Origin of the sequence: Litoreibacter sp., from assembly GCF_039974535.1 — a bacterium.
Taxonomy (GTDB): domain Bacteria; phylum Pseudomonadota; class Alphaproteobacteria; order Rhodobacterales; family Rhodobacteraceae; genus Litoreibacter.
Genome location: NZ_JBDWIU010000011.1, coordinates 18301 through 39463, shown reverse-complemented (window position 1 = coordinate 39463; position 21163 = coordinate 18301). Strand labels below are relative to the sequence as shown.

Here is a 21163-nt window from a genome sequence, read left to right as displayed (position 1 = left end):
GGCCTTTCTAATGATCTTAGATCGTTTGTTAAATAGGACGTTCAGCCGCGCAGTCGGGCTTGATAGTCGTTTGCTTTCCAATCCGCGCGGGCCAACCATTGGTCTTCTGGCTGGCGGGCGGCTAGCGCATCATCGATTTCAACTTCGTCAAAGCCGGACCGACGCGCCATGGCGTATTGGTCGGCCAAAACATGGCCCTTGGCGCGCAATTGTCCTGCGAACCCCATCAAGCGCAAACGACGCGCGATGGTGAAGCCGCGACCGTCAGCGGAGCTGGGGAAGTCGATGCGGATCATCTCGATGTCGCTCAGGCGGTTCGACAGGCCTGCTGGATCAGCGTCCGAGGGTACGTCCACACAGCAAGGCGTGTCGTTCGCCGGCAATTCGGCTAGATCGGTAAAGCCACGGTCCCAAGTGTCGGGCGCGAAGCCTGTGTCGGTTACGATAACGCTCATGCTGCGTTCCTTTGTCTAACGACTTTGCCATCCACGATGTGGATGCCGCATTCGGATTTGTCCTGACCGCGCCAACGGCCTGCACGTGGATCTTCGCCGGGTTTTGTCTTGGTTGTGCACGGTGCGCAACCAAGAGATTGAAACCCACGCTCAACCAGCGGGTGTTTGGGCAGTTTGTGCTCTTTGATGTAGGCGGCCAGCTTCGACGCGTCCCAACCGGCAAGCGGATTGATTTTGATCTTCCCGTCGGCCATCTCGTAGACCGGCAGGCTGGCGCGTTGGCCGTTTTGGAAACGTTTGCGCCCAGTGATCCAGCCGTCGTAATCTTTCAACGCATTATCAAGGGGCTGCGTCTTGCGCAGGTTACAGCACGCGTCTGTGTCAATGGTGTGCAAGATGCTGTCGACGTCGTTCTCTAGCAACTTCTCACGGGATGGCTTGATCACCTGCACGTTGGTCAGCCCAAGGTGCTTGGCCACATCTTTTTGATATTGCAGCGTTTCTGGGAATAGCATCTCGGTGTCGATGAACAAGATCGGCGCGTCAGGATCGATCTGAGAGATCATGTGCAGCAACACGACGCTTTCCGCGCCAAAGCTGCTGACCATGGCAACCTTGCCAATCTGTACATCGTCCAACGCATGCTTGATGACCGTTTGCGGGTCACTCTTGCCGTGCAAAATAGCGCGGCGTTCGGCCAGTTCCTTAAGCGGCATTTGCTTTAGCCTCCGGGTAAAGAGCCGCTTTGAACGGTGCCAAGCCAAGACGGCGGTAGGCATCGATAAAGCGTTCATTTTCGTCGTTGCGGACCTCAAGGTAGGCCCCGATCAGGCGCTCGATTGCAGGCACGATTTCGTCATAGGCAAAGCCCGGACCTGCGCGCTTGCCAACTTCGGCCGTCTCGGTGTGATCGCCGCCAAGAGTGATCTGGTAGTTCTCCACGCCCGCGCGGTCCAAACCAAGGATGCCGATGTGGCCCACGTGGTGGTGACCACAGGCGTTGATACAGCCCGAGATTTTGATCTTTAGGTCGCCGATGTCGTGCTCAAGCTTCAGCTCGTCAAAGCGGATCGCAATCTGCTGCGCAACTGGGATTGAGCGTGCTGTTGCCAAGGCGCAGTAGTCCATGCCGGGGCAGGCGATGATGTCGGAGATCTTACCGATGTTTGCCGTCGCCAAGTCAGCCGCTTTCAGGCGCGCGTGGATCGCTGGCAGGTGCGATTTGTGCACATGCGGCAGGATCACGTTTTGCTCGTGGCTGATGCGAAGCTCATTGTGGCCGAACTCGCGGGCAATCGCTGCCATCTCGCGCATTTGCGCAGATGTCGCGTCACCTGGTGTTTCGCCGTGCTTTTTGATCGAGATCGACACGATGGAATAGTCATCGTTCTTATGCGCGGTCAGGTTGGTGTCGACCCAAGAGCGGAACACTGGATCAGCATCATAGGCAGCGGTGAAGCTGTCAGTTGCGCCGGTTGTGAACTCGGGCAGGGCGAATTGCGCCTCGATGCCTGTTAGCATCTCCTGATCAACGCCGCCGAACTGAGGTTTAAGCAGCGCAAAGCGCTCTTCCACCAAGTCGCGGATGGTCTCGATGCCGTTCTCATGCACGGTGATCTTGATGCGGGCTTTGTATTTGTTGTCGCGGCGGCCCAGCAGGTTGTAGACGCTGACGATGGCTTCGCAGTAGGGAAGTAGGTCCGCTTTTGGCAGGAACTCACGCAGCACTTTGCCGATCATTGGCGTGCGGCCCAAGCCACCACCCACAACGATCTCGTAGCCTTCTTCGCCGTCGCGCGACAGCAAGCGGATGCCAATGTCATGTGCCTTGATTACGGCACGGTCGTTGGCGGAGCCTGTGACCGCCAGCTTGAACTTGCGGGGCAAGAACTGGAACTCAGGGTGATCCGTGGACCATTGGCGCAACAGCTCGGCCGTTGGGCGCGGGTCTGCGATCTCATCCTTGGCGGCACCGGCGAAGTGGTCGGCGGTGACGTTGCGGATGGTGTTGCCCGAGGTCTGGATGGCGTGCATGCCAACTTCGCCCAAAGCGTCCAACATGTCAGGCACGTCTTTCAGCTTTGGCCAGTTGTACTGAATGTTTTGACGTGTGGTGAAGTGGCCGTAGCCCTTGTCCCATTTGTCGGCAATGTCTGCCAGCACATCCATTTGCCCGCCATTGAGCGTGCCGTAAGGAATAGCCACACGCAGCATGTAGGCGTGCAATTGCAGGTACAACCCGTTCATCAGGCGCAAAGGCTTGAACTCGTCCTCGGTCAGGGAGCCGTCAATGCGGCGCTCTACTTGGGCGCGGAATTGTGCGTTGCGTTCCGCGAGGAAGTCGCGGTCGAAGTCATTATACTGATACATTAAACCAGCTCCGCCTGTTTGCCGTGGTTGTAGTTGGATGGGCCGCGTGTGCGGAACTCTTCGCGAAAGTGCGTGGGCTGCGGCTTGCCGTCTACGATCGCCACATCGGCGAGGTAGACACCAACAACGAGGTCAGGCTCGGAGTTGCCTTGTAGAACGCGCAGGTCGCCGTGGGCCTCGTCTTCGATGACTTCGGCCTCGCTCAGGTGGCGCGACCATTGGTCGTTGGCCATCAGGTAAACAACGTCGCCTTCCAGCAAAGCATTTGCCGTTACGACTTTTGGGGTGAATGGCTTGCTCATATCGCAGCCTCCATTTCTTCTTGTTGTTGTGCGGCGTTCAGGGCCGCTCGTGGGGCAAGGCCAAGGAAGACCAGCGCGGGGCCGGACAGGTTGGCTTGTGTCAATGTTGGCTCCAGCTCGCCTAGTGTCGTGGCGAGGATGCGTTGCTCGGGGCGGGAGGCGTTTTCAATCACCGTCACCTGTGTCAGCGGGTCGGCGCCATGCATCAGCAGGCGGCCTTGGATGAAGCGGGCGGATTTCTTGCCCATATAGATCGCAGCGACCTCGCCCTCGCGGGCTAGGGTTTTCCAATCATGGTCGGCAAAGCCCTTGGTGTCGTGGCCGGTCAGGAACCGAACGCCAGAGTTGCGTCCGCGTTTGGTGAAGCTTTGACCCAAAGCCGCCACCGCAGCAGAGGCCGAAGTGATGCCCGGCACGATGTTCCAAGTGATGCCGGACGCGTCGCAGGCCTCGATTTCCTCGTCGAGGCGACCAAAGACGGTTGGATCACCAGACTTGAGGCGCACAACATGCGCACCTGAGCGGGCGTGGCTGACGATCATTTCGTTGATCGTGTCTTGTGTGACGGAGGGGCCGAAGCCTTCCTTGCCAGCGGACAACATGATGGCTTCGCGGCGCGCCAGCTCCAAGATTTCAGGGGCGACGAGGCGGTCGTAAATGACCACATCGGCAGCGTCCAACGCCTTGCGCGCCTTTAAGGTCAGCAATTCCGGATCACCGGGGCCTGCGCCGACGAGGTCCACGCGGCCTTCCTTGGCGTGTGCCGACAGGTGTTGGTCGAGCAAAGTGTCCAATGTCGCGGAGGCCTCAGCTTCAGAGCCTACGTCTTGTGCGTAGTAGTCGGCCCAAAATTCGCGACGCTTCACGCCGAAGGGCAGGGCGTCGGCTTTAGCGCGGAAGGCTTTGCCGATACGTGCCATCAGGCCAAGGCGGGGCGACAGGCGCTCCTCGATGTCTTTCTTGATGGCGCGCGCCAGCACAGGTGCCGCCCCTTCGGTGCCAATGGCCACAACCACCGGATCGCGGTCGACCATGGCGGGGGTGATGAATTGGCTGTCAGCAAGGTTGTCGACGATGTTGACCAAGGCGCCTTCACGGTTGGCGATCGCGGCGACGCGTGCGTCCTCGACGTCGTCCTCATTGGCGGCGTAGAATAGGCTTGTGCAGATTGCGTCGCCAGTTTCCATCGCGCGCTCAATCAGCGCCACGCGGCCCTCGGCGGCCCAAGATACGATCTCGGCGGCGGGGTCGGCGGCAACGACTGTAAGGTTCGCTTCGGTCTTCAGAAGCAGGCGCAATTTCGCAAGCGCTGCCTCGCCTCCACCGGAGACGACAACGCGGCGGCCTTCTAGGGCCATAAAGATCGGAAAGTGCTTCATAAGAGGCGTCCTTCGTTTGCTTGCAACAATATATAGGAAAATTTCCCAATTTTGCCTATCCATTTGGACAGATAAGGAATATTGTTCTATCTGAGCGTGAATTCAGAACGGACGTTTTGAAATGGAAGGAATATAGGAATGGAAGTTCAGATAGATGCGATGGACCGGAACATCCTCGCGCAGCTGCAAGAGGACGCCTCACAGAGTCTTGATGAAATTGCTAGAAAAACAGGCAGTTCCAAGACGCCAGTATGGAACAGAATCAAGAAATTACGCGCCTCTGGGGTTATCAAGCAGGACACGGTTGTGCTTGATCCTGAAAAGCTGGGTTTGGAAGCGTGTTTCTTCGTTTTGGTGCGCACGTCGGAGCACGAAAGCGATTGGCAGGACAAGTTCTTGCACGCGTTGCGTGCGCGTCCAGAAGTGTTGGAGGCCCATAGGTTGGCGGGCGACATCGACTACATCTTGAAGGTGCGCGTGGCCAATGCGCGTGCGTATGATGTGTTCTACCAAGCGTTGATCACTGAGGTGCGGATCTTCAACGTGACGGCCTTGCTGTCCATGGAGGAGATCAAATCCACCACGTCCTTGCCGCTGTAGAATGCGGAGTGCCCGCTCGATCAACATGGGGCTACGGGCGAAGCCATCAGGGATGATCGTTTGACGCCAGCAAGTGCTATATTTCGTAAACAACGCGCAGGCGTTCTGCCTGCTGAAGTCGGGGCGAATGAAGGCTTCGAGCTCAAAGTGACCGATGCTGCGCGGCCCGTTAACAGTCACAAGTTGCGCGAAGCTGCCATCCAGTCGACGTGAGAAAACACTATACTCCCTAGTTTCTATTCACGAAATTGCTAAAGCGAACTTCGATAATGTCCTTCCAGCCTGAGACATAGTTTTCCCGGATTGCAGTAGCTTCATCACCACGAGCGCTCCAACCCTTGTGGATTAAAGTAACAAGAGTTTTCCGATTATCTATTGCCTGAAACTCAACCGTAACCTGAGTAGCAAGTGCTTCGTCCATTCCTGGATGCCATGAGAACGATAGCTTTGTACCTTCCTTGAATTCATGAATTACCCCCCAAAGTCGGTGCTCTCCAGCAGGAGATACCTCAAAGATTCGGCCTCCCTCATGTCGCTCTATTACGACCTCCTCGGGCACTGGTTCCCCAAGATGAGGGCCAATGGAGTGGCTTTCCAGCGGCCACCAATCGGTGGCGTTTGACATGAACGCTTCGAAAACCTCCGCAGGAGAACGGTTAATAACCGCTTCAACTTTGATTGGTTCAAGTGACATGGTGCTAATCCTTTGAGTTGTTGAGCGATGCGAGCAAGTTCGCCCAATGCGCGGTCCAGTGCGCGCGCAATTCTTCAAGTTTCTCGCCCTCTAGACCGTAGATATTGCTTGCGCCAACAGATGTGGCCGCAACCAATCCAACCTCTTTCAACACCTTGAGGTGCTGCGACATAACAGGCTGCGACACGTTGGTTGCATCGGTTAGCTCGCGCACAGACATCGAACGCAATGCGAGGTGAGTCAGAATTTGTTGACGTAATGGATGCGAGAAGGCGCTCAGTTGCTTATCATAAGACATGCCTTATGATAAGCAACTCGCTATAAATGGCAATCCACAAAAAGATGAATTGCATTTGAGATGCCCGTTCACGCTGCAAAGTGCAGAAATCGGCCGTTCTCGCAGTCGCAGTGAATGGCAATTAAATCCGTGTAGCTGACTTCCATGATGGTTGAAAAACCGTCGGTGACGACGGTTTTTTGTCGTAGATGGAAAACTCTGATGTTGTACGCAGTAAGAATAAGCGGCGGCTTAGATAGCCGCCGCCCATTGGTTACTTGGACATGGCGTCAAGCACGCGCACCCAAGAGCGGATGCCCTTGTGGAAGCTCGACAGGTCGTATTTCTCATTCGGCGAATGGATCTGGTCGTCGTCTTTGCCAAAGCCCACCAACATGGCGTCCATGCCCAAGATGTCCTTGAAGTGGCCCGCAATCGGGATGGAGCCGCCGCAGCCAACGAAAGCTGCGGGGTTGGGCCATTCGTCGGACAGGGCGGCGCGGGCTTGCTCGAACGCTGGGTGCTGGGTCGACATCTCGGATGCCGAGGATGCCCCGTGCGCCTTGAACTCAACCGTGCAATCCTCAGGCAATTGCGCTTGGACGAAGGCACGGAAGCTCTCGCGGAGTTTGAGCGGGTCTTGTCCTGGGACCAAGCGGAAGGAGATTTTGGCGCTCGCAACGGACGGCAAGACAGTTTTGAAGCCGTCGCCTTGGTAGCCACCAGAGATGCCGTTGACCTCGCAGGTGGGGCGCGACCAGATCATTTCTAGCCCCGTGCGCCCGTCCTCGCCAGCAGGGACACCTAAGCCAACTTCGCCAAGGAATTCAGCGTCCTCGAAGCCCAAATCATTCCATTGCTGCGCGATATTCGTGGGCAGTTCTTCGACGCCGTCGTAGAAGTTTGGCACCATAATCTTGCCCGTGGCGTCATGCAGGCTGGCGATGATCTTGGACAGAACGCGAACCGGGTTGCGTGCAATCCCGCCATACATGCCGGAATGGAGGTCTTTGTTGGGGCCAGTGATGGTCAATTCCTCGCCCAACAAGCCGCGCAGGCGGGTCACAATGGCGGGCGTGCTTTCGCCAAATAGGCCCGTGTCGCAGATCAACGCGATGTCGGCTTTCAGCTCATCCGCATTGTCTTGCATGAAGGGCACCAACGATGGCGAGCCGCTTTCTTCTTCACCCTCAAAGAACAAGGAGATCTTGGCGGGCAGTGATCCATGAACGGTTTTCCACGCGCGGCAGGCCTCAACGAAGGTCATCAGCTGCCCCTTGTCGTCGGACGAGCCGCGGCCACGGATCACTGGACCTTTGTCGGTGTCTTCCAAGCGTGGCTCAAACGGCGGGTTATCCCATAGGGAAAGCGGGTCCACAGGTTGCACATCATAATGGCCATAGAACAGGACGTGAGGGCCTTCGCCCTCGGCATGGGCCACAACCATCGGATGACCCGTGGTCGGGCGTTTCGAGACGTCAAACCCAATGCTTTGCAGGTCATCCACCAGCCATTCAGCGGCTGTGTCGCAATCCCCTTTATAGGCGGGATCGGTGGAGATTGATGGGATGCGGAGAAGCTCCAACAGGCGGGCGACGGATGATTCCAAATCTCCATCTACCTGATCCAATACTGCGTTCAGTGTCATTCTGTGTCAGCCCCCATGCTGAGTTATGTGGGCACTAAGTTAACAGGCGGGCAGGCACTGTCTAGCGTCAAGCGCCCGCTTTCGCCGGTATCGAAACAATGATATTTCCCCCTTGAGACTGAGGCCGATTTGACGCGTAATGTCGGTGAACAATCATCTGTATATTGGGGTAATTTGCATGAATTACACTATGCGTAGCAGCGTACTCGCAATTTTAGTCGCATCTTTTGGGGGAATCGCCAGCGCCGAGTCGCTGACTTTCAAAGAGGTTCGCAAGATTTTGCCCAAAGGTTCACGTGTCGTGGCCGAGCTGCCCGACACCTCGTTTCTTGATGAAAAGCAGCAAGCCATTGTGTTGTCGCTGAAGGACACTATCCCATTTTACGGCGCGTTGGCTTTGACGGCTGATGAGGGGCTGTTCGTGGACTGGTTAAGCGCCTCTGGGCAGCACCATTCGTTGGATGCGGCACGAACCGCAGCGCTCGACTATTGTAACGCGAACCGCAAAGCGGAATCGGCAGGCTGTGTGGTGGTTTTGGAAGTTTCGCCGAAAGGCCACGATGCAGATGCCATCTTAAGCCTGTCAGCCGACGCGACGGACACCTTTCGAAAAGAGTACCGTAAACTCGGAAGCCCAAAAGCTTTCGCTATATCTAAGAGCCAAGGTACATTTGGTTTTGCAGGCGGTGATGGGGCGAGAGCGTTAGATGCCTGCGCGAAAGCGGGCGAGGGCGCATCTGATTGCACAGTTGTCGTTGCGGATTAACACAGCTTAAACATCATTGTTTCTGATGAGAGGCATGCTTGACCGACGGTCGTCTAACAATTTCGTGGGGCGTCAATTTGTAACCTATTCTGGTTGGCACAAACGCGTTACATGCGATAGAACTGTTCTAATGCCCCGCAATAAAGGCTGTTAAACCTGTGACTTACGAATCTGCACTTGATATCGCCCTTCAACGCCTCCACGACGAAGGACGCTACAGAACCTTCATTGATGTTGAACGCGCACGTGGCAATTTCCCTAACGCGGTTTGGACGAAAACTGACGGTAGCCAGCAGGACGTAACTATTTGGTGTGGCAACGATTATTTGGGAATGGGGCAGCATCCGGTTGTCTTGGCTGCCATGCATGAAGCGATTGACGCAACAGGGGCAGGCTCCGGCGGGACGCGCAACATTTCCGGCACGACAGTGTATCATAAGCGCCTGGAGGCCGAGCTGGCCGACCTGCACCACAAGGACACGGCGCTGCTGTTTACATCTGCGTATATCGCCAATGACGCGACTCTGTCGACTTTGCCTAAACTTTTCCCTGGATTGGTGATCCTGAGCGATAGCCTGAACCATGCCTCCATGATCGAAGGCATTCGCCGCAACGGCGGAGCGAAAGGCATCTTCAAACACAATGATTTGGATGACCTGCGTGCCCAACTCGAAGCGGTGCCTGCGAATGTTCCAAAGCTGATTGCTTTTGAGAGCATCTATTCGATGGATGGCGATTTTGCCCCCATCAAGGAGATCTTGGACATCGCGGACGAGTATAACGCGCTGACCTACATCGACGAAGTTCACGCGGTTGGCATGTACGGCCCTCGCGGCGCAGGCGTGGCCGAGCGTGATGGCTTGATGGACCGCATCGACATTATCAATGGCACGTTGGCAAAAGCCTACGGCGTGATGGGCGGTTACATCGCCGCATCTGAGAAAATGTGTGATGCTATAAGATCTTACGCGCCGGGCTTTATCTTTACGACGTCGCTTCCCCCCGCCGTTGCGGCAGGGGGCGCGGCCTCTGTTGCGCATCTGAAAACCGACACTGAATTGCGCAAGAAACATCAAGAAGGTGCTGCGGCATTGAAGCTGCGCTTGAAGGGGCTTGGGCTGCCGTTGATTGATCACGGCTCTCATATTGTGCCGGTTCACGTTGGGGATCCGGTGAAGTGCAAAATGATCTCAGACCGGCTGCTTGATGATCATGGCATCTATGTCCAGCCGATCAATTTCCCGACTGTTCCGCGCGGCACGGAGCGATTGCGCTTTACGCCATCTCCCGTGCACGGCCCCAAACAGGTTGATGCGTTGGTAGATGCTTTAGACGGGCTGTGGTCCCATTGTGCGCTGAATCGTGCCGACTTAGCGGGTTAACCGTTTTTCGGCGCTGCATTACTTTGTCGTGATGTGTTAGTGTGCATCCAATGCGGCGCTGTGGGGACGAATCGGCAGCGCACATTTGGGACAAATTGAACGAGCAGGCAGGCGTGTATGTTGGGGCGAAATAAACAGCCCAAATCTACAAAAACCGAGGAAACTCGGGGTTTTGACGCGTTTGAAATGCGCCTAGGCGACATGATGCGCGGCGAGCGTGCGACGCTTGGGAAGTCGCTGCTGGACGTTCAACGAGAGTTGAAGATTAAAGCCACCTATATTGCCGCTGTCGAGAATTCCGATCCATCCGTGTTTGAGACACCAGGCTTTATTGCGGGCTACGTGCGCTCCTACGCGCGTTATTTGGGGATGGACCCCGATTGGGCTTTTGAGCGGTTCTGCAACGAGAGCGGATTTTCTGGTGTTGAAGGGCTGTCCGGCGCCTCCGCTGGGACTGCCAAGGCCAACAAAGCGCGCAGCAAGCCGGCCGTAGGGGAAGAGGCGATTATACGGCCCGTTGCCCCCTATGCGCCAACTGGGGAAAGCATTTTCTCGAAGATCGAACCGGGTGCAATTGGCTCCGTCGCAGTGTTGTTCGGCCTCATTGGCCTTATAGGCTATGGCGGCTACTCCGTGTTGCAAGAAATTCAACGCGTAGAGTTCGCACCTGTAGACCAGTCGCCAAGCATATCGAGCGAAGTTGCCTCTCTTTCGACGATCGAGCAACCTTCGGGCGGGGGCGAGACCGCAACCGGTTATGTCGCACCGGCACCGGATTCGTTGGATAGATTGTATCGCCCTCAAGCTCTTGACGCGCCCGTGCTTACTGCGCGGGATGGACCTATTGCAGCGCTTGATCCCAACTCGATCGGTGCGCTTGTGAGTGAGCCGGATTATCGTCTGGCCGCGGCAGTGATTAATAGCGCAACCGATGATGCCTCGGCGCTAGATACACCTCAAGTGTTCGCCGAGAATGCGCCCGATGTCGTGCTCTTCGCAACGCGCCCCGCTTGGATCCGTATTTCCAACGCCGACGGCAGTGTGTTGTTTGAGAAGGTGCTCGACGCGGGGGAGACATATGTCTTGCCACAAACCGACGAAGTCCCCGTTTTGCGGGCAGGCAACTCTGGATCCTTGTTCTTTAATGTGAAGGGTGAAACTTACGGCCCAGCTGGACCAGGTACATCGGTTGCTAAGAACGTGGCACTGGGCGTTGATATAATTACAGAAAACTATGCGGTCGCCGATACGACAGACAGCTTGCTGTCCGAGACGTTGACCGCAATGGCCTCGGCGCCAGTCGTCGATCCTGACGCCCCTGCGACAGAGTAGGCGGCGGATTAATTCGACCCGCTCATTGCGACCCGCTTCCTTGAGGGGTATATCTCCAACCAATAGCAATGCTTCATAAGGCTTGTCGCCCATGTCCTCCCTTCATTCGATCCGTCCTTGGCGCCAAATCGAGCGCCGCAAGTCCCGCCAAATTATGGTTGGAAACGTACCTGTAGGGGGCGATGCGCCGATTACCGTGCAAACGATGACCAACACGGACAGCTCGGATGTGGCCGCGACGGTGGCGCAAGTGCAAGCCTGTGCCGAGGCGGGGGCTGACATCGTTCGTGTATCGACCCCCGACGCGAGTTCCACCAAGGCTTTGCGCGAAGTGGTTAAGGAAAGCCCCGTACCTATCGTGGCTGACATTCACTTCCACTATAAGCGTGCCATTGAGGCTGCCGAAGCGGGGGCCGCTTGCCTACGGATCAATCCGGGCAACATCGGTGACGCCTCAAGGGTGCGCGAAGTGATCAAGGCCGCGAAAGATCACGGCTGTTCCATTCGGATTGGCGTGAATGCTGGCTCTTTAGAGAAGCACCTCCTTGATAAATATGCAGAACCTTGCCCCGATGCGATGATCGAAAGCGGCTTGGATCACATCCGTATTCTGCAAGACAACGACTTCCACGAGTTCAAGATCAGCTGCAAAGCCTCTGACGTTTTCCTTGCCGCCGCCGCCTACCAAGGTTTGGCCGAAGCCACGGACGCACCGATCCATCTTGGCATCACTGAGGCGGGCGCGCTGACCGCAGGCACGATTAAATCTGCCATCGGTTTGGGCAATCTGCTGTGGAGCGGCATCGGCGACACCATTCGCGTGTCCCTATCTGCCGATCCAGTGGAAGAAGTGAAGGTCGGCTATGAAATCCTAAAGTCACTTGGCCTTCGCCACCGCGGCGTGAACATCATCTCTTGCCCATCTTGTGCGCGCCAAGGATTTGACGTGATCAAAACCGTGGAAGCACTGGAAAAACGCCTCGAGCACATCAAAACCCCCATGAGCCTGAGCATCATTGGTTGCGTGGTGAACGGCCCCGGCGAAGCCTTGATGACAGATGTTGGTTTCACCGGCGGCGGGGCGGGGTCCGGCATGGTGTATCTGGCGGGCAAGCAAAGCCATAAGCTGAGCAATGATCAGATGGTCGATCACATCGTCGAGCAAGTTGAAGAACGCGCCAGCGCCATTGAGGCTGAAATGGCAACCGAGGCCGCTGAGTAAATGGGTAAAGCCATCGGCTTGATCCTGCTGGCATTGGTGATTTGCATTGCTGCCATCGTGCGGTTGCGGCCTTTGGCAGCGGACACCCACCACATCAATCTACGCGAGCTGGTGAGGGCTGATGACTTCAGCGCCGGTGTCTCGGGGCATTATGAGACCCTGTCACTTGCAGTAAATGCAGGGGACATTGCGAAAAATATTGCTGATGTGGTCGAGGGAACCCCGCGCACGACGCGCCTTTCAGGATCGCTTGTTGAGGGGGGCAACCCGCTGGTGAGCCATGCGACCTATGTGACCCGTTCAGCGTTGTGGGGCTTTCCGGATGTGACCACGATTGAGGTCGAGACAACCAACATGGGCGCATATGTGCGTATTTATGGACGGTTAATCTATGGCAAGTCGGATATGGGGGTGAACAAGGCGCGTATTGAGGACTGGATTGACCAACTTTATGCGCTGCCCATGAAGGATAGCTTCGGCAACCCGATCAAGCGACCTTCGTGAATAGTGCTAACCGGTTACGCAGCCACCTTCGGCCTCGCGCCACATCGGCACATTTTGCGACATCTCGCAGCGGGCCATAAAGACACGCCCGCCGACGTTCAGACATCGGTTTTCGCCCAACTCAACGCGGCCGCCAGCCTTATCAGTACAGTAACATTCGACAGTCTTTACCGACGCCGATGTCGCGTCCGCGCTAATTGGTAGGGCCAGCACGGTAAAAGCCGCTGCATATTTCCACATGCCGCGAGCTTAGCACACTTGACCCCAATGCACCAAATGTCCATCAACACCGCATGGTTCCATTAGACAGACTACAACAAATCACCGAGCGCTTTGAGTATCTTGAGGCACGGCTTGCATCTGGCGACACGGAAGACTTCGCGGGCATCTCGCGCGAGTACTCCGAGTTGAAACCCGTGGCGGATGAGGTCACGGCCTATGTCCAGCTTATAGCGGATGTAGATGAAGCCCGCGCCATGATGGACGACCCTGAGCTGCGCGAGTTGGCGGTGGACGAGTTGCCCCTCTTGGAGGCACGCCTGCCTGACGCTGAGGCCTCGATCAAGTTGGCCTTGCTGCCGCGCGACGCGGCTGACGCCAAACCTGCGATGTTGGAAATACGCCCGGGTACTGGCGGGGACGAAGCCGCGCTGTTTGCAGGCGATTTGCTGAACATGTACCGCCGCTACGCCGAGGGGCGTGGCTGGACCTTTGATCTGATTGAATATCAGGAAAGCGAGCTGGGCGGCGTGAAGGCCGTGACGGCCCATATCAAGGGGCAAAACGTATTTGCCCGTATGAAGTTTGAAAGCGGCGTGCACCGTGTGCAACGTGTGCCTGTGACCGAAAGTGGCGGACGGGTTCACACCTCGGCTGCAACAGTTGCGGTGTTGCCCGAAGCGGAAGAGGTCGACATCGACATTCCCGCAAGCGATCTACGCCTCGACACGATGCGTGCGTCAGGGGCGGGCGGGCAGCACGTTAACACCACGGATTCCGCCGTGCGTATCACCCACATTCCAACCGGCATCATCGTTGTCAGCGCCGAGAAATCCCAACACCGCAACCGCGAGATCGCGATGCAAGTCATGCGCGCGCGTTTGTATGATTTGGAGCGCCAAAAGCTTGACGATGAACGCTCTGCTGACCGCAAAAGCCAAATCGGCAGCGGGGACCGCTCGGAGCGTATTCGCACCTATAATTTCCCACAGGGCCGCATGTCGGACCACCGGATCAACCTGACGCTCTACAAGCTTGATCAGGTGATGCAGGGCGACTTGGACGAAACTATCGATGCGCTTACGGCTGATGCACAGGCTCAGATGCTGGCCGAACAAGGCCTATGAGCGACCCGCTGTCGTCTGCTGTCGTTCGGTTGCATGAAGCGGGCATTCCCGACCCAAGCAACGAGGCAAGGCGGCTGGAGGCCTTGGCCATCGAGCAGGGCCGCGACTTTGAGGAGCTTGTGGCGCGGCGTGCCACCCATGAGCCGTTCTCGCACATCAAGGGACGTCGGGCCTTTTGGAACCATGACTTCGTGGTAACGGCGGACGTCTTGGACCCGCGCCCTGACACGGAAACCTTGGTTGAGGCGGCGTTGAGCCTGCCGTTCGACACGGTGTTGGATTTGGGCACTGGATCTGGCTGCATCATCTGCTCGCTATTGGCGGAGCGCACAACGACGCGCGGGGTAGGGGCAGACATCTCGCCCGAGGCTTTGAGCGTCGCTGCGCGCAATGCTGTTGTCACCGAAACGCTGGATCGCCTTGAGTTGGTTGAAAGCGATTGGTTTGGCGCAATTGAGGGGCGGTTCGACCTGATTACCTCTAACCCGCCCTATATAACTGAAGAGGCCTACAACGAGCTGGACCCCACGGTTCAGCGGTTTGAGCCACGCATCGCCTTAACGCCCGGTGGGGATGGCTTAGCGCCCTACCGTTTGATCGCGCGCGATGGGGCGGCGTATTTGGCCGATGACGGCTACGTCTTGCTTGAAATAGGCTTCGATCAGGGGGACAGCGTGCAACAAATATTCAAAGCGACGGGCTGGAGGGATGTGGCCTGCATCCCAGACTTGAATGGCAAAGACCGTGTCATACGGGCGAAAGCGCCGAGATAGTCACTTTTTTGTGCGGCTTTTGCCGATAATTCGTAGAATCATCTTGCAAAACTGGGGCTTGGCTGCTTTTGTCATCCCCAGTAGGACGCAGGCGATAATCGCCCCCTACGCTTAAGCCCAAAATAAGGTCTCGATCCTAATGTCATGGGGACGCCGCGAGCTAAGAAGCGGTCAGGATCGAAGCAAGACCAAAGCGCTAATGGCTGGAACCCAAAACTCATGAGATCATCGAAGTCCCGCTCGCGCGGTAAGAACCGTAATAACAACAACAACCGGTCCGGCGTTAACGTCGTCAATCGAGTGTTCGACAGTTCCGGCCCAGAGGGCAAGGTGCGCGGTACCCCGCAGCAAATTATTGAGAAATACCAGCAGTTGCACCGTGATGCACAACTGGCCAATGACCGCGTTGCCGCCGAGAATTTCGCGCAACACGCAGAGCATTACGCCCGCATGTTAGGCGAGGCGATGAAAGAACAAGAAGCCCGCCGCGTGGCCCATGAGGCGCAGCAGCAAGCCCAGCGTGAGCAGCAGCAAAAGCGTGACGAGAAACGCGAGCAAAACCAAAACCGCGACCAACCTCGCGAGCGCAAGGAAGACTCACAGCCAATCGTTGCCGTGGATGACATGTCGCCCGCCGCGCTTGCAGCCGCCGCAGAAGCCCGCGCTGGCAGTGGTGAGCAACCCGACGTAATCGACCTGAACGAAGGTCGCGACAACGCTGGCAGCGATCTGGTCGAGACGGCTGAAGCCGCGCCAAAGCCTGCCCGCAAGCCACGCACGCGCAAGCCCAAGGCAAAGCCTACGGATGAGGCGCCTAAGGACGAAAAGCCAGCGGCTGAGTAATCAGTCGCGGGCCATCTCACGCGCCAACGCACAGAACGCTTCTAATGAGACTTGCTCCGCCCGCTCCGTGGGCGGAATACCTGCCGCGCGCAGGCGGTCCTCGATATCGGGGCCCATGACCTTCAGGGCAGCACGCAGCATTTTGCGGCGCTGATTGAAGGCAGCACCCACCACGCGCGACAAGATGGCGGCGTCCGCCTCGAAGCGCGGCTTTTCCAACGCAGTCAAATGCACCACGGCGGAATGCACCTTTGGGGCAGGTACGAAGGCCTCGGGCGGCAATTCCATAACAATCCGCGCCTCGGCTCGCCATTGCGCCAGCAAAGCCAAGCGCCCGTATTTTTTGGTGCCGGGGGCGGCCACGATGCGCTCCGCCACCTCGCGTTGGAACATCAAGGTCAGGCTTTGCCAGAAGGGAGGCCACTCCTTGGGGGTCAACCATCGCACCAGCAGTTCCGTGCCCACGTTGTAGGGCAGGTTGGCGGCCACGCGGATGGGGGGCGTCAAATGCTCCAGTGCGTTCACTTGCAGGGCGTCGCCTTGGATCACTTGCAAGCGGTTCGGGTAGGCGTCCGAGATTTCGGCCAAGGCGGGAAGGCAGCGCGGGTCCATTTCGACGGCCAGCACCTTGCGCGCGCCTTCGGCCAAAAGCCCACGGGTCAAGCCGCCGGGGCCGGGGCCAACCTCTAGCACGTCACATCCGGTAAGATCCCCCGCTTGCCGCGCGATCTTGGAAGTGAGGTTCAGGTCCAACAAGAAGTTCTGCCCAAGGCTTTTCTTTGCGGATAACTCATGCTTTCGGATCACATCAGAGAGCGGTGGCAGCCCGTCTATTTGTGCCATTGTTCAGTCTCCATTGTCTTGCGTGTCACGGTGAACGTCACTGGCGCTTGCCCGCCATATCCCAAGCCATGCGAAGTGCCGCGATGGTTGAGGTCGCGTCAGCGATGCCTTTGCCCGCGATGTCAAAGGCCGTTCCATGATCAGGGGAGGTTCGGATGAACGGCAACCCCAAGGTCACATTCACCCCGCCTGCGAAATCAATCGTCTTGATCGGGATTAGGGCTTGGTCGTGATACATGCAGATCGCCGCGTCATAACCTGCACGGGCTTGGGCGTGGAACATCGTGTCCGCGCTCATGGGGCCGAGGAGTTGCATACCCTCATTCGCGAGCCTTTGCAGCAATGGGGAAATCATGTCGATTTCCTCCATTCCCATGGCACCACCTTCGCCGGCGTGAGGGTTCAAACCCGCCACGGCCATGCGCGGCGCGGGTATGCCAAAGTCGCGGATCAACGCGTCCTTGGTGATGCGCAAGGTGTCTTCCAACAGCTCTGGCGTCAGTTCACGCGGGACATCCTTGATGGGGATATGGATGGTCACGGGAACCACGCGTAACTCCGGGCAGGCCAACATCATGACGACGCGCTCCACCCCTGCGAGCGCCGCTAGGTACTCCGTGTGGCCAGGGTATTGAAAGCCAGCGCCGTCTTTCAGTGCTTTCTTATGGATGGGCAGGGTGCACAGGGCCGAGGCCTGACCGCTCGTCACAAGATCGACACCACGGGCAATCACGTCGATCACCCCTTGGGCGTTTCGTGGGTCGGGCTGAGACGGAACGGCGTCGCCTGCGAATTCATGGTGCAGCAGAGGCAGGTTGGCTTCTTGGCCTGTGACCTGCGAGGGGTGGTCAACTTCGACCACGGGACCCGACACATGGCGGCGGTCCGCAAGCAGTACCATTGGGACCTCACCGCGCAACACATCATAGGCCGTATGTGCGATTTCTAGGCCAACCCCCGCAGGCTCGCCGCAGCTCATCACTACGGGGGGAAGGGGGCTCATTGCTCGATGATGATCGCGTCGGCGCGCAGTTCGTCGAGGAAGCTGTCGGCAAACGAGGAAATGCGTTGGTTGAACAGGCTATCCCGCACTCTGGCGCGTTGATCAATTTCTTCACCATTCTCGTCGAGCGGGATTTCTAGGGTGCGGCCGCACAGCATGACGTAAACCAAGAACTGCCCATTTTGTCGTGTCAGAGTGGTGGACACTTCATTGCTGTCGAGCTTGGCCAATTCCAGTGCAATGTCGGCTGGGACGTCGGCCGCTGGGAGGACCTGACGCTCAAAGTACTCGGGCGGCAGGCTTTTGGCTGTGGTGTAGAGATCGTCACAGGTGTCGTGTTCGGCTTGAAAGGCACGTGCTTGGGCAAGTGTCTCGGAGGTGCGACCGCCGGGGAACAACACAGTTGCGTAGTCCAAAGCTTGGGTTTCGGGCGATACGGCAGCACTGTCTTCCAAATCCCGGAGTTGGAAAACCGCGACGGCATTCCCTAGGTTCTGCGGCGCGCTAACCTCACCAGGGGCAAGGGTGAGCAGGGTCGCGCGAACTTGTGGCGGTACGTTGCCCAGCGGCATCCATTCCAGAAGACCGCCCCTGTTGCGCGTTGGAGAGGCCGAGTAACGGCGTGCGGCGGCACTAAATGCGCCTTCCGTGCTGATTGTATCTGATAGGCGCTGCGCCAATGCTTGGTTGCGCTCAGCGGTACGTGGGGCCAAAGGCAGGATGATCTCCGCCAGCCGAACACGTGCGCCACCGATTGATCCTTGAAGCGCAATTGCGCGATCGATCTCAGGCTCAGAGACCTGACTACGTGGGCCAAACTGCCCTTGCACGAACTCACGCCAAGCCAGACCTGCGTTGATGAAATCGCGGAAGGTTTCTGACGCTACGCCTGCTTGGCCAACAACGGTGATAAATTCCTCAGCTGACAGGTTCGCACGTGCGGCGAACTCTTCCATGCCTTGCACAATCTGGTCTTCCGACGGGGTGATGCCAGCGCGTTGAGTTGTCTGTTGACGCAGGCGGTCATCGATTAGGCCATTGCGCGCTTCGGTTTTTGGGTTCCCGGGGGCGCGAAGCAGGTTCAGGAACAATTCGCGTTGCTGCAGTTCGTAATTGGTGATCACCATATCGTTCACGGTGATCGCCGTTTGAAACAACCCTTGTTGCTGAGCGCTCGCGGAGGGGGCCGTTAAGGCAAGGGCCGCAAGTGAAAGGGCGAAAAATCGTGTCAGGCGCGCATGTATCGGCATCATATTATCTGCTCTGTTCTTATCCGTTGCACTGTCTTGCGAAGCTGTCTCCGCCAATCCCTCGCGCGCCGAAGCCCGCCAGCTGGACTGATAGATTAAGGTCCGTTGTCGCCGACACACTAGTCGAAGACGTAAAGCGGCGCGAGACCGAAAGATCCATTTTCGCGCATTCGTTTTGGTAGCTTACCCCAAGGCCCGCCTCGGTTGTACGATCATTCACGAAATCGTAAATAAGTTCACTGGAAATTGTCCAGTGGCGGGACACGCGGTATGCCCCGTCAAATCCAAACTCGGAGGTGTCTTCGTCGCGGCCCTCGCTAATATCAGCCTCCAGCCACGCATAGGTCGAGGACAGCTGGTAGGTGTCCGTGGTCCAAGCCATGCGCATCTCATTGCGTGCGAAGGAGAATTGATCGTCGAATAGCGCGCGGTTGATCAGGTCGAAGTTTTCCCCGACCTTCAGTTGCGTGGCCAAAAGCCAATCGGATTTGCTGCCTGTCAGTCCAGATGAGTTTGAGAATTGACCTAAATCCTCGGACCGTAGAATGCGCCCGACCGTCAGCCCAAGATGCCAGCCCGAGTGGCTTTCACGGGTGTAGGTAAGCCCAAGGTTCACGCGGTTGCCCAATTCACGGACGTCTGCACCGGGGGAGCGGGAGAACTCGAAGATGTTCGCCTCGTCGAACTCCACCAACTGGCTGTCCTCGTTGTCCACGTCTGCGCTGTCGCTGCTCTTGGATAGAACGACTTGAACAACAGGCTCGAGCAGGTGGTTGGCCAGCACCCCTTGGCGCAACATTGGCCAGCGCCACTCAAGTACGGCGTATGGGGTAACTTCAATTGTGTCGTCAAAGGCCAATGAGGCCGTAGGGCGGGGCTGCCGAATTTTGTAGCCGTCAATAAACAAGGCGCCTTCGGCCGCGAGAACCATGCCGTTGCGCCAAACCCAATCCCTGCGCCATTCCGCCGAAGCTGTTACACGGACCACATCGCGAGACAGCCCCTCATCAGTTGGATCCGTATCTGCGCGGCGATAATGACCGTGTACTTCTGCACTTAAAGTCGCAAGGCCGCCAATGTGGGATGGTGCAAAGCGCTTGATATATGTGGCATCCCCGACGATGGACGGAAGGGTCGAGTTGTCATCACTATCACGTAAAGAGTTGAAGTGAATAAGCTCGGCGCCGATGTATTCGTCGCGTTTGGCCCGATCCGCAGAGATTGCGCTATCAAGGATGTCCTTATCGGAATACCCATAGAGCAGCAGGTAGCCCGGGTCAGAAACTAACTCGACGTCAAACTTGCCTGTGAAGCCATGACCCAAAGCAAATGTCCCGTCCGCAAACAAGTAGCTGCGCAAGTCGGCGTCGGTTACGTTGTCGTCGGTAACTGCGCCCTCGATCTCGATCTCGCCCTTGGCGAACTTTTGGCGATACCGTGCTTCAAGCGTTTTTGCGCCTTTTGTTGTAAGCCAAGGCGTCAAGGTTAGGTCGGCATGATCGCCCAATGTGAAGAAATACGGCGTACGTATCCCGACACCAATGTCACCGTTCGACCGCAGTTCGGGAAACAGGAAGCCGCTTGCGCGCTCAACAGAGGGGTCGGGCAGGCGCAAGTAGGGGGTGTAGAATACTGGCACATTCAAGACGCGCAGGGTTGCGTGGTCAAAGTAGATCTGGCGTTCTTGTGCGTCGTGAACCACCCGTTTTGAGCGAATTTCCCAAAGTGGATTTGGATTATTTTCGCAGATGTGACAGCTGGAGGCCGTCGTTTTGTAGAACTGGGTGTAGCGGCCTTCCGTGCGTTTGATCTGAGTGGCCGCGAGTTGCAGCTGGCGTGCATAAACGACACGGGCACTTTTGAGAACACCAGTTTGCAGATCGCCCGAAAGCTCGGCGAAATCCGCCGCAATCAATGTGTCGCTGCCGTCTTTGATATAGATAGGACCAGTGACGACCAAAGTGTCGGTCGCCCCGTTGTAGGTGATGGACTGGGCTCGCAATTGGGTCCCATCTTGCAGTATCTCCACATTGCCGGAGGCGCGCAGCTCTTGCGTGCCATTGGCAAAGGTAACGTCGTCCGCGACAAGGCTAGCCGTGCCGCTCGCGTCTTGGGCAAAGCTGGGGGCCGCAAGTGTCGCCGCCAATAGTAAACCAAACAGGGCCGCACGCATG

The 21163-nt window shown here is 57.2% G+C and carries 22 protein-coding genes; 9 read left to right on the top strand and 13 right to left on the bottom strand.

All coding sequences use genetic code 11. The features are described 5' to 3' along the window. Positions 1–41 precede the first annotated feature (41 nt). The 5 genes from ABJN86_RS10625 to cysG are packed head-to-tail and all read right to left on the bottom strand — an operon-like array spanning position 42 to position 4506. Positions 42–455: a DUF934 domain-containing protein gene (locus ABJN86_RS10625; RefSeq protein ID WP_348377683.1), complete on the bottom strand. Its 414-nt coding sequence runs from the start codon at positions 453–455 to the stop codon at positions 42–44. Continuing rightward, positions 452–1171, bottom strand: a complete 720-nt coding sequence (locus ABJN86_RS10620) for a phosphoadenylyl-sulfate reductase (protein WP_348377682.1) — start codon at positions 1169–1171, stop codon at positions 452–454. The genes ABJN86_RS10625 and ABJN86_RS10620 overlap by 4 nt, the downstream gene beginning before the upstream one ends. Continuing rightward, positions 1161–2825 carry a nitrite/sulfite reductase gene (locus ABJN86_RS10615; RefSeq protein WP_348377680.1) on the bottom strand — a complete coding sequence of 555 codons (1665 nt, stop codon included), beginning with the start codon at positions 2823–2825 and terminating at the stop codon, positions 1161–1163. Before ABJN86_RS10615 ends, ABJN86_RS10620 begins: the two co-directional genes overlap by 11 nt. Beyond that, complete coding sequence (locus ABJN86_RS10610) at positions 2825–3127, bottom strand: DUF2849 domain-containing protein (RefSeq protein WP_348377678.1); 303 nt, start codon at positions 3125–3127, stop codon at positions 2825–2827. The genes ABJN86_RS10615 and ABJN86_RS10610 overlap by 1 nt, the downstream gene beginning before the upstream one ends. Continuing rightward, a complete protein-coding gene (gene cysG / locus ABJN86_RS10605) occupies positions 3124–4506 on the bottom strand; it encodes a siroheme synthase CysG (protein ID WP_348377677.1) in 1383 nt (460 codons plus the stop codon). The genes ABJN86_RS10610 and cysG overlap by 4 nt, the downstream gene beginning before the upstream one ends. Before the next feature lie 138 nt (positions 4507–4644). Between cysG and ABJN86_RS10600 the strand changes: the two genes are divergently transcribed. Beyond that, the gene (locus tag ABJN86_RS10600) at positions 4645–5106 is read left to right on the top strand and encodes an Lrp/AsnC family transcriptional regulator (protein ID WP_348377676.1); all 462 of its coding nucleotides are present in this window, start codon (positions 4645–4647) and stop codon (positions 5104–5106) included. 229 nt (positions 5107–5335) lie between these two features. On the opposite strand, the gene ABJN86_RS10595 is transcribed toward ABJN86_RS10600, so the two are convergent. From ABJN86_RS10595 to ABJN86_RS10585, 3 genes are all read right to left on the bottom strand, one after another. After that, a complete protein-coding gene (locus ABJN86_RS10595) occupies positions 5336–5800 on the bottom strand; it encodes an SRPBCC domain-containing protein (protein WP_348377675.1) in 465 nt (154 codons plus the stop codon). A 4-nt stretch (positions 5801–5804) separates the two neighbouring features. Next, entirely contained in the window at positions 5805–6098 is a 294-nt protein-coding gene (locus tag ABJN86_RS10590) for a metalloregulator ArsR/SmtB family transcription factor (RefSeq protein ID WP_348377674.1), read from the bottom strand. A gap of 253 nt (positions 6099–6351) precedes the next feature. Continuing rightward, positions 6352–7725, bottom strand: coding sequence for a M20/M25/M40 family metallo-hydrolase (locus ABJN86_RS10585; protein WP_348377673.1), 1374 nt, complete (start codon positions 7723–7725; stop codon positions 6352–6354). A gap of 178 nt (positions 7726–7903) precedes the next feature. Here ABJN86_RS10585 and ABJN86_RS10580 point away from each other — a divergent pair, with 178 nt between their 5' ends. The 5 genes from ABJN86_RS10580 (at position 7904) to ABJN86_RS10560 (ending at position 12931) form a co-directional block, all read left to right on the top strand. Next, complete coding sequence (locus tag ABJN86_RS10580) at positions 7904–8491, top strand: 5-aminolevulic acid synthase (protein WP_348377672.1); 588 nt, start codon at positions 7904–7906, stop codon at positions 8489–8491. Between the two features lie 158 nt (positions 8492–8649). Continuing rightward, positions 8650–9873, top strand: a complete 1224-nt coding sequence (gene hemA / locus ABJN86_RS10575; protein WP_348377671.1) for a 5-aminolevulinate synthase — start codon at positions 8650–8652, stop codon at positions 9871–9873. 117 nt (positions 9874–9990) lie between these two features. Beyond that, positions 9991–11205, top strand: coding sequence for a RodZ domain-containing protein (locus ABJN86_RS10570; protein WP_348377670.1), 1215 nt, complete (start codon positions 9991–9993; stop codon positions 11203–11205). Between the two features lie 91 nt (positions 11206–11296). Next, complete coding sequence (ispG, locus tag ABJN86_RS10565; protein WP_348377669.1) at positions 11297–12427, top strand: flavodoxin-dependent (E)-4-hydroxy-3-methylbut-2-enyl-diphosphate synthase; 1131 nt, start codon at positions 11297–11299, stop codon at positions 12425–12427. Next, positions 12428–12931, top strand: a complete 504-nt coding sequence (locus ABJN86_RS10560) for a DUF1499 domain-containing protein (RefSeq protein ID WP_348377668.1) — start codon at positions 12428–12430, stop codon at positions 12929–12931. It begins immediately after the preceding gene. 6 nt (positions 12932–12937) lie between these two features. Here the strand turns inward: ABJN86_RS10560 and ABJN86_RS10555 are convergent, their stop codons facing one another. Beyond that, positions 12938–13171: a hypothetical protein gene (locus ABJN86_RS10555; protein ID WP_348377667.1), complete on the bottom strand. Its 234-nt coding sequence runs from the start codon at positions 13169–13171 to the stop codon at positions 12938–12940. Between the two features lie 53 nt (positions 13172–13224). On the opposite strand from ABJN86_RS10555, the gene prfA reads away from it, so the two are divergent. From prfA to ABJN86_RS10540, 3 genes are all read left to right on the top strand, one after another. Continuing rightward, positions 13225–14277, top strand: a complete 1053-nt coding sequence (gene prfA / locus ABJN86_RS10550; protein ID WP_348377666.1) for a peptide chain release factor 1 — start codon at positions 13225–13227, stop codon at positions 14275–14277. Beyond that, positions 14274–15050, top strand: a complete 777-nt coding sequence (gene prmC, locus ABJN86_RS10545; protein ID WP_348377665.1) for a peptide chain release factor N(5)-glutamine methyltransferase — start codon at positions 14274–14276, stop codon at positions 15048–15050. The genes prfA and prmC overlap by 4 nt, the downstream gene beginning before the upstream one ends. 219 nt (positions 15051–15269) lie before the next feature. Next, positions 15270–15893: a DUF4167 domain-containing protein gene (locus tag ABJN86_RS10540; protein ID WP_348377664.1), complete on the top strand. Its 624-nt coding sequence runs from the start codon at positions 15270–15272 to the stop codon at positions 15891–15893. Here ABJN86_RS10540 and rsmA read toward each other — a convergent pair whose 3' ends face one another. From rsmA to lptD, 4 genes are read right to left on the bottom strand one after another with little or no spacing between them, the layout of a single operon-like run. After that, positions 15894–16736 (bottom strand): 16S rRNA (adenine(1518)-N(6)/adenine(1519)-N(6))-dimethyltransferase RsmA, encoded by an 843-nt coding sequence (gene rsmA / locus ABJN86_RS10535; protein ID WP_348377663.1) that lies wholly within the window; start codon positions 16734–16736, stop codon positions 15894–15896. It abuts the gene before it with no gap. A gap of 37 nt (positions 16737–16773) precedes the next feature. Beyond that, positions 16774–17739, bottom strand: coding sequence for a 4-hydroxythreonine-4-phosphate dehydrogenase PdxA (gene pdxA, locus ABJN86_RS10530; protein WP_348377662.1), 966 nt, complete (start codon positions 17737–17739; stop codon positions 16774–16776). Then, entirely contained in the window at positions 17736–18992 is a 1257-nt protein-coding gene (locus tag ABJN86_RS10525) for a peptidylprolyl isomerase (protein ID WP_348377661.1), read from the bottom strand. Before ABJN86_RS10525 ends, pdxA begins: the two co-directional genes overlap by 4 nt. A 16-nt stretch (positions 18993–19008) precedes the next feature. Then, the gene (gene lptD / locus ABJN86_RS10520) at positions 19009–21162 is read right to left on the bottom strand and encodes an LPS assembly protein LptD (protein ID WP_348377660.1); all 2154 of its coding nucleotides are present in this window, start codon (positions 21160–21162) and stop codon (positions 19009–19011) included. Position 21163 lies beyond the last annotated feature (1 nt).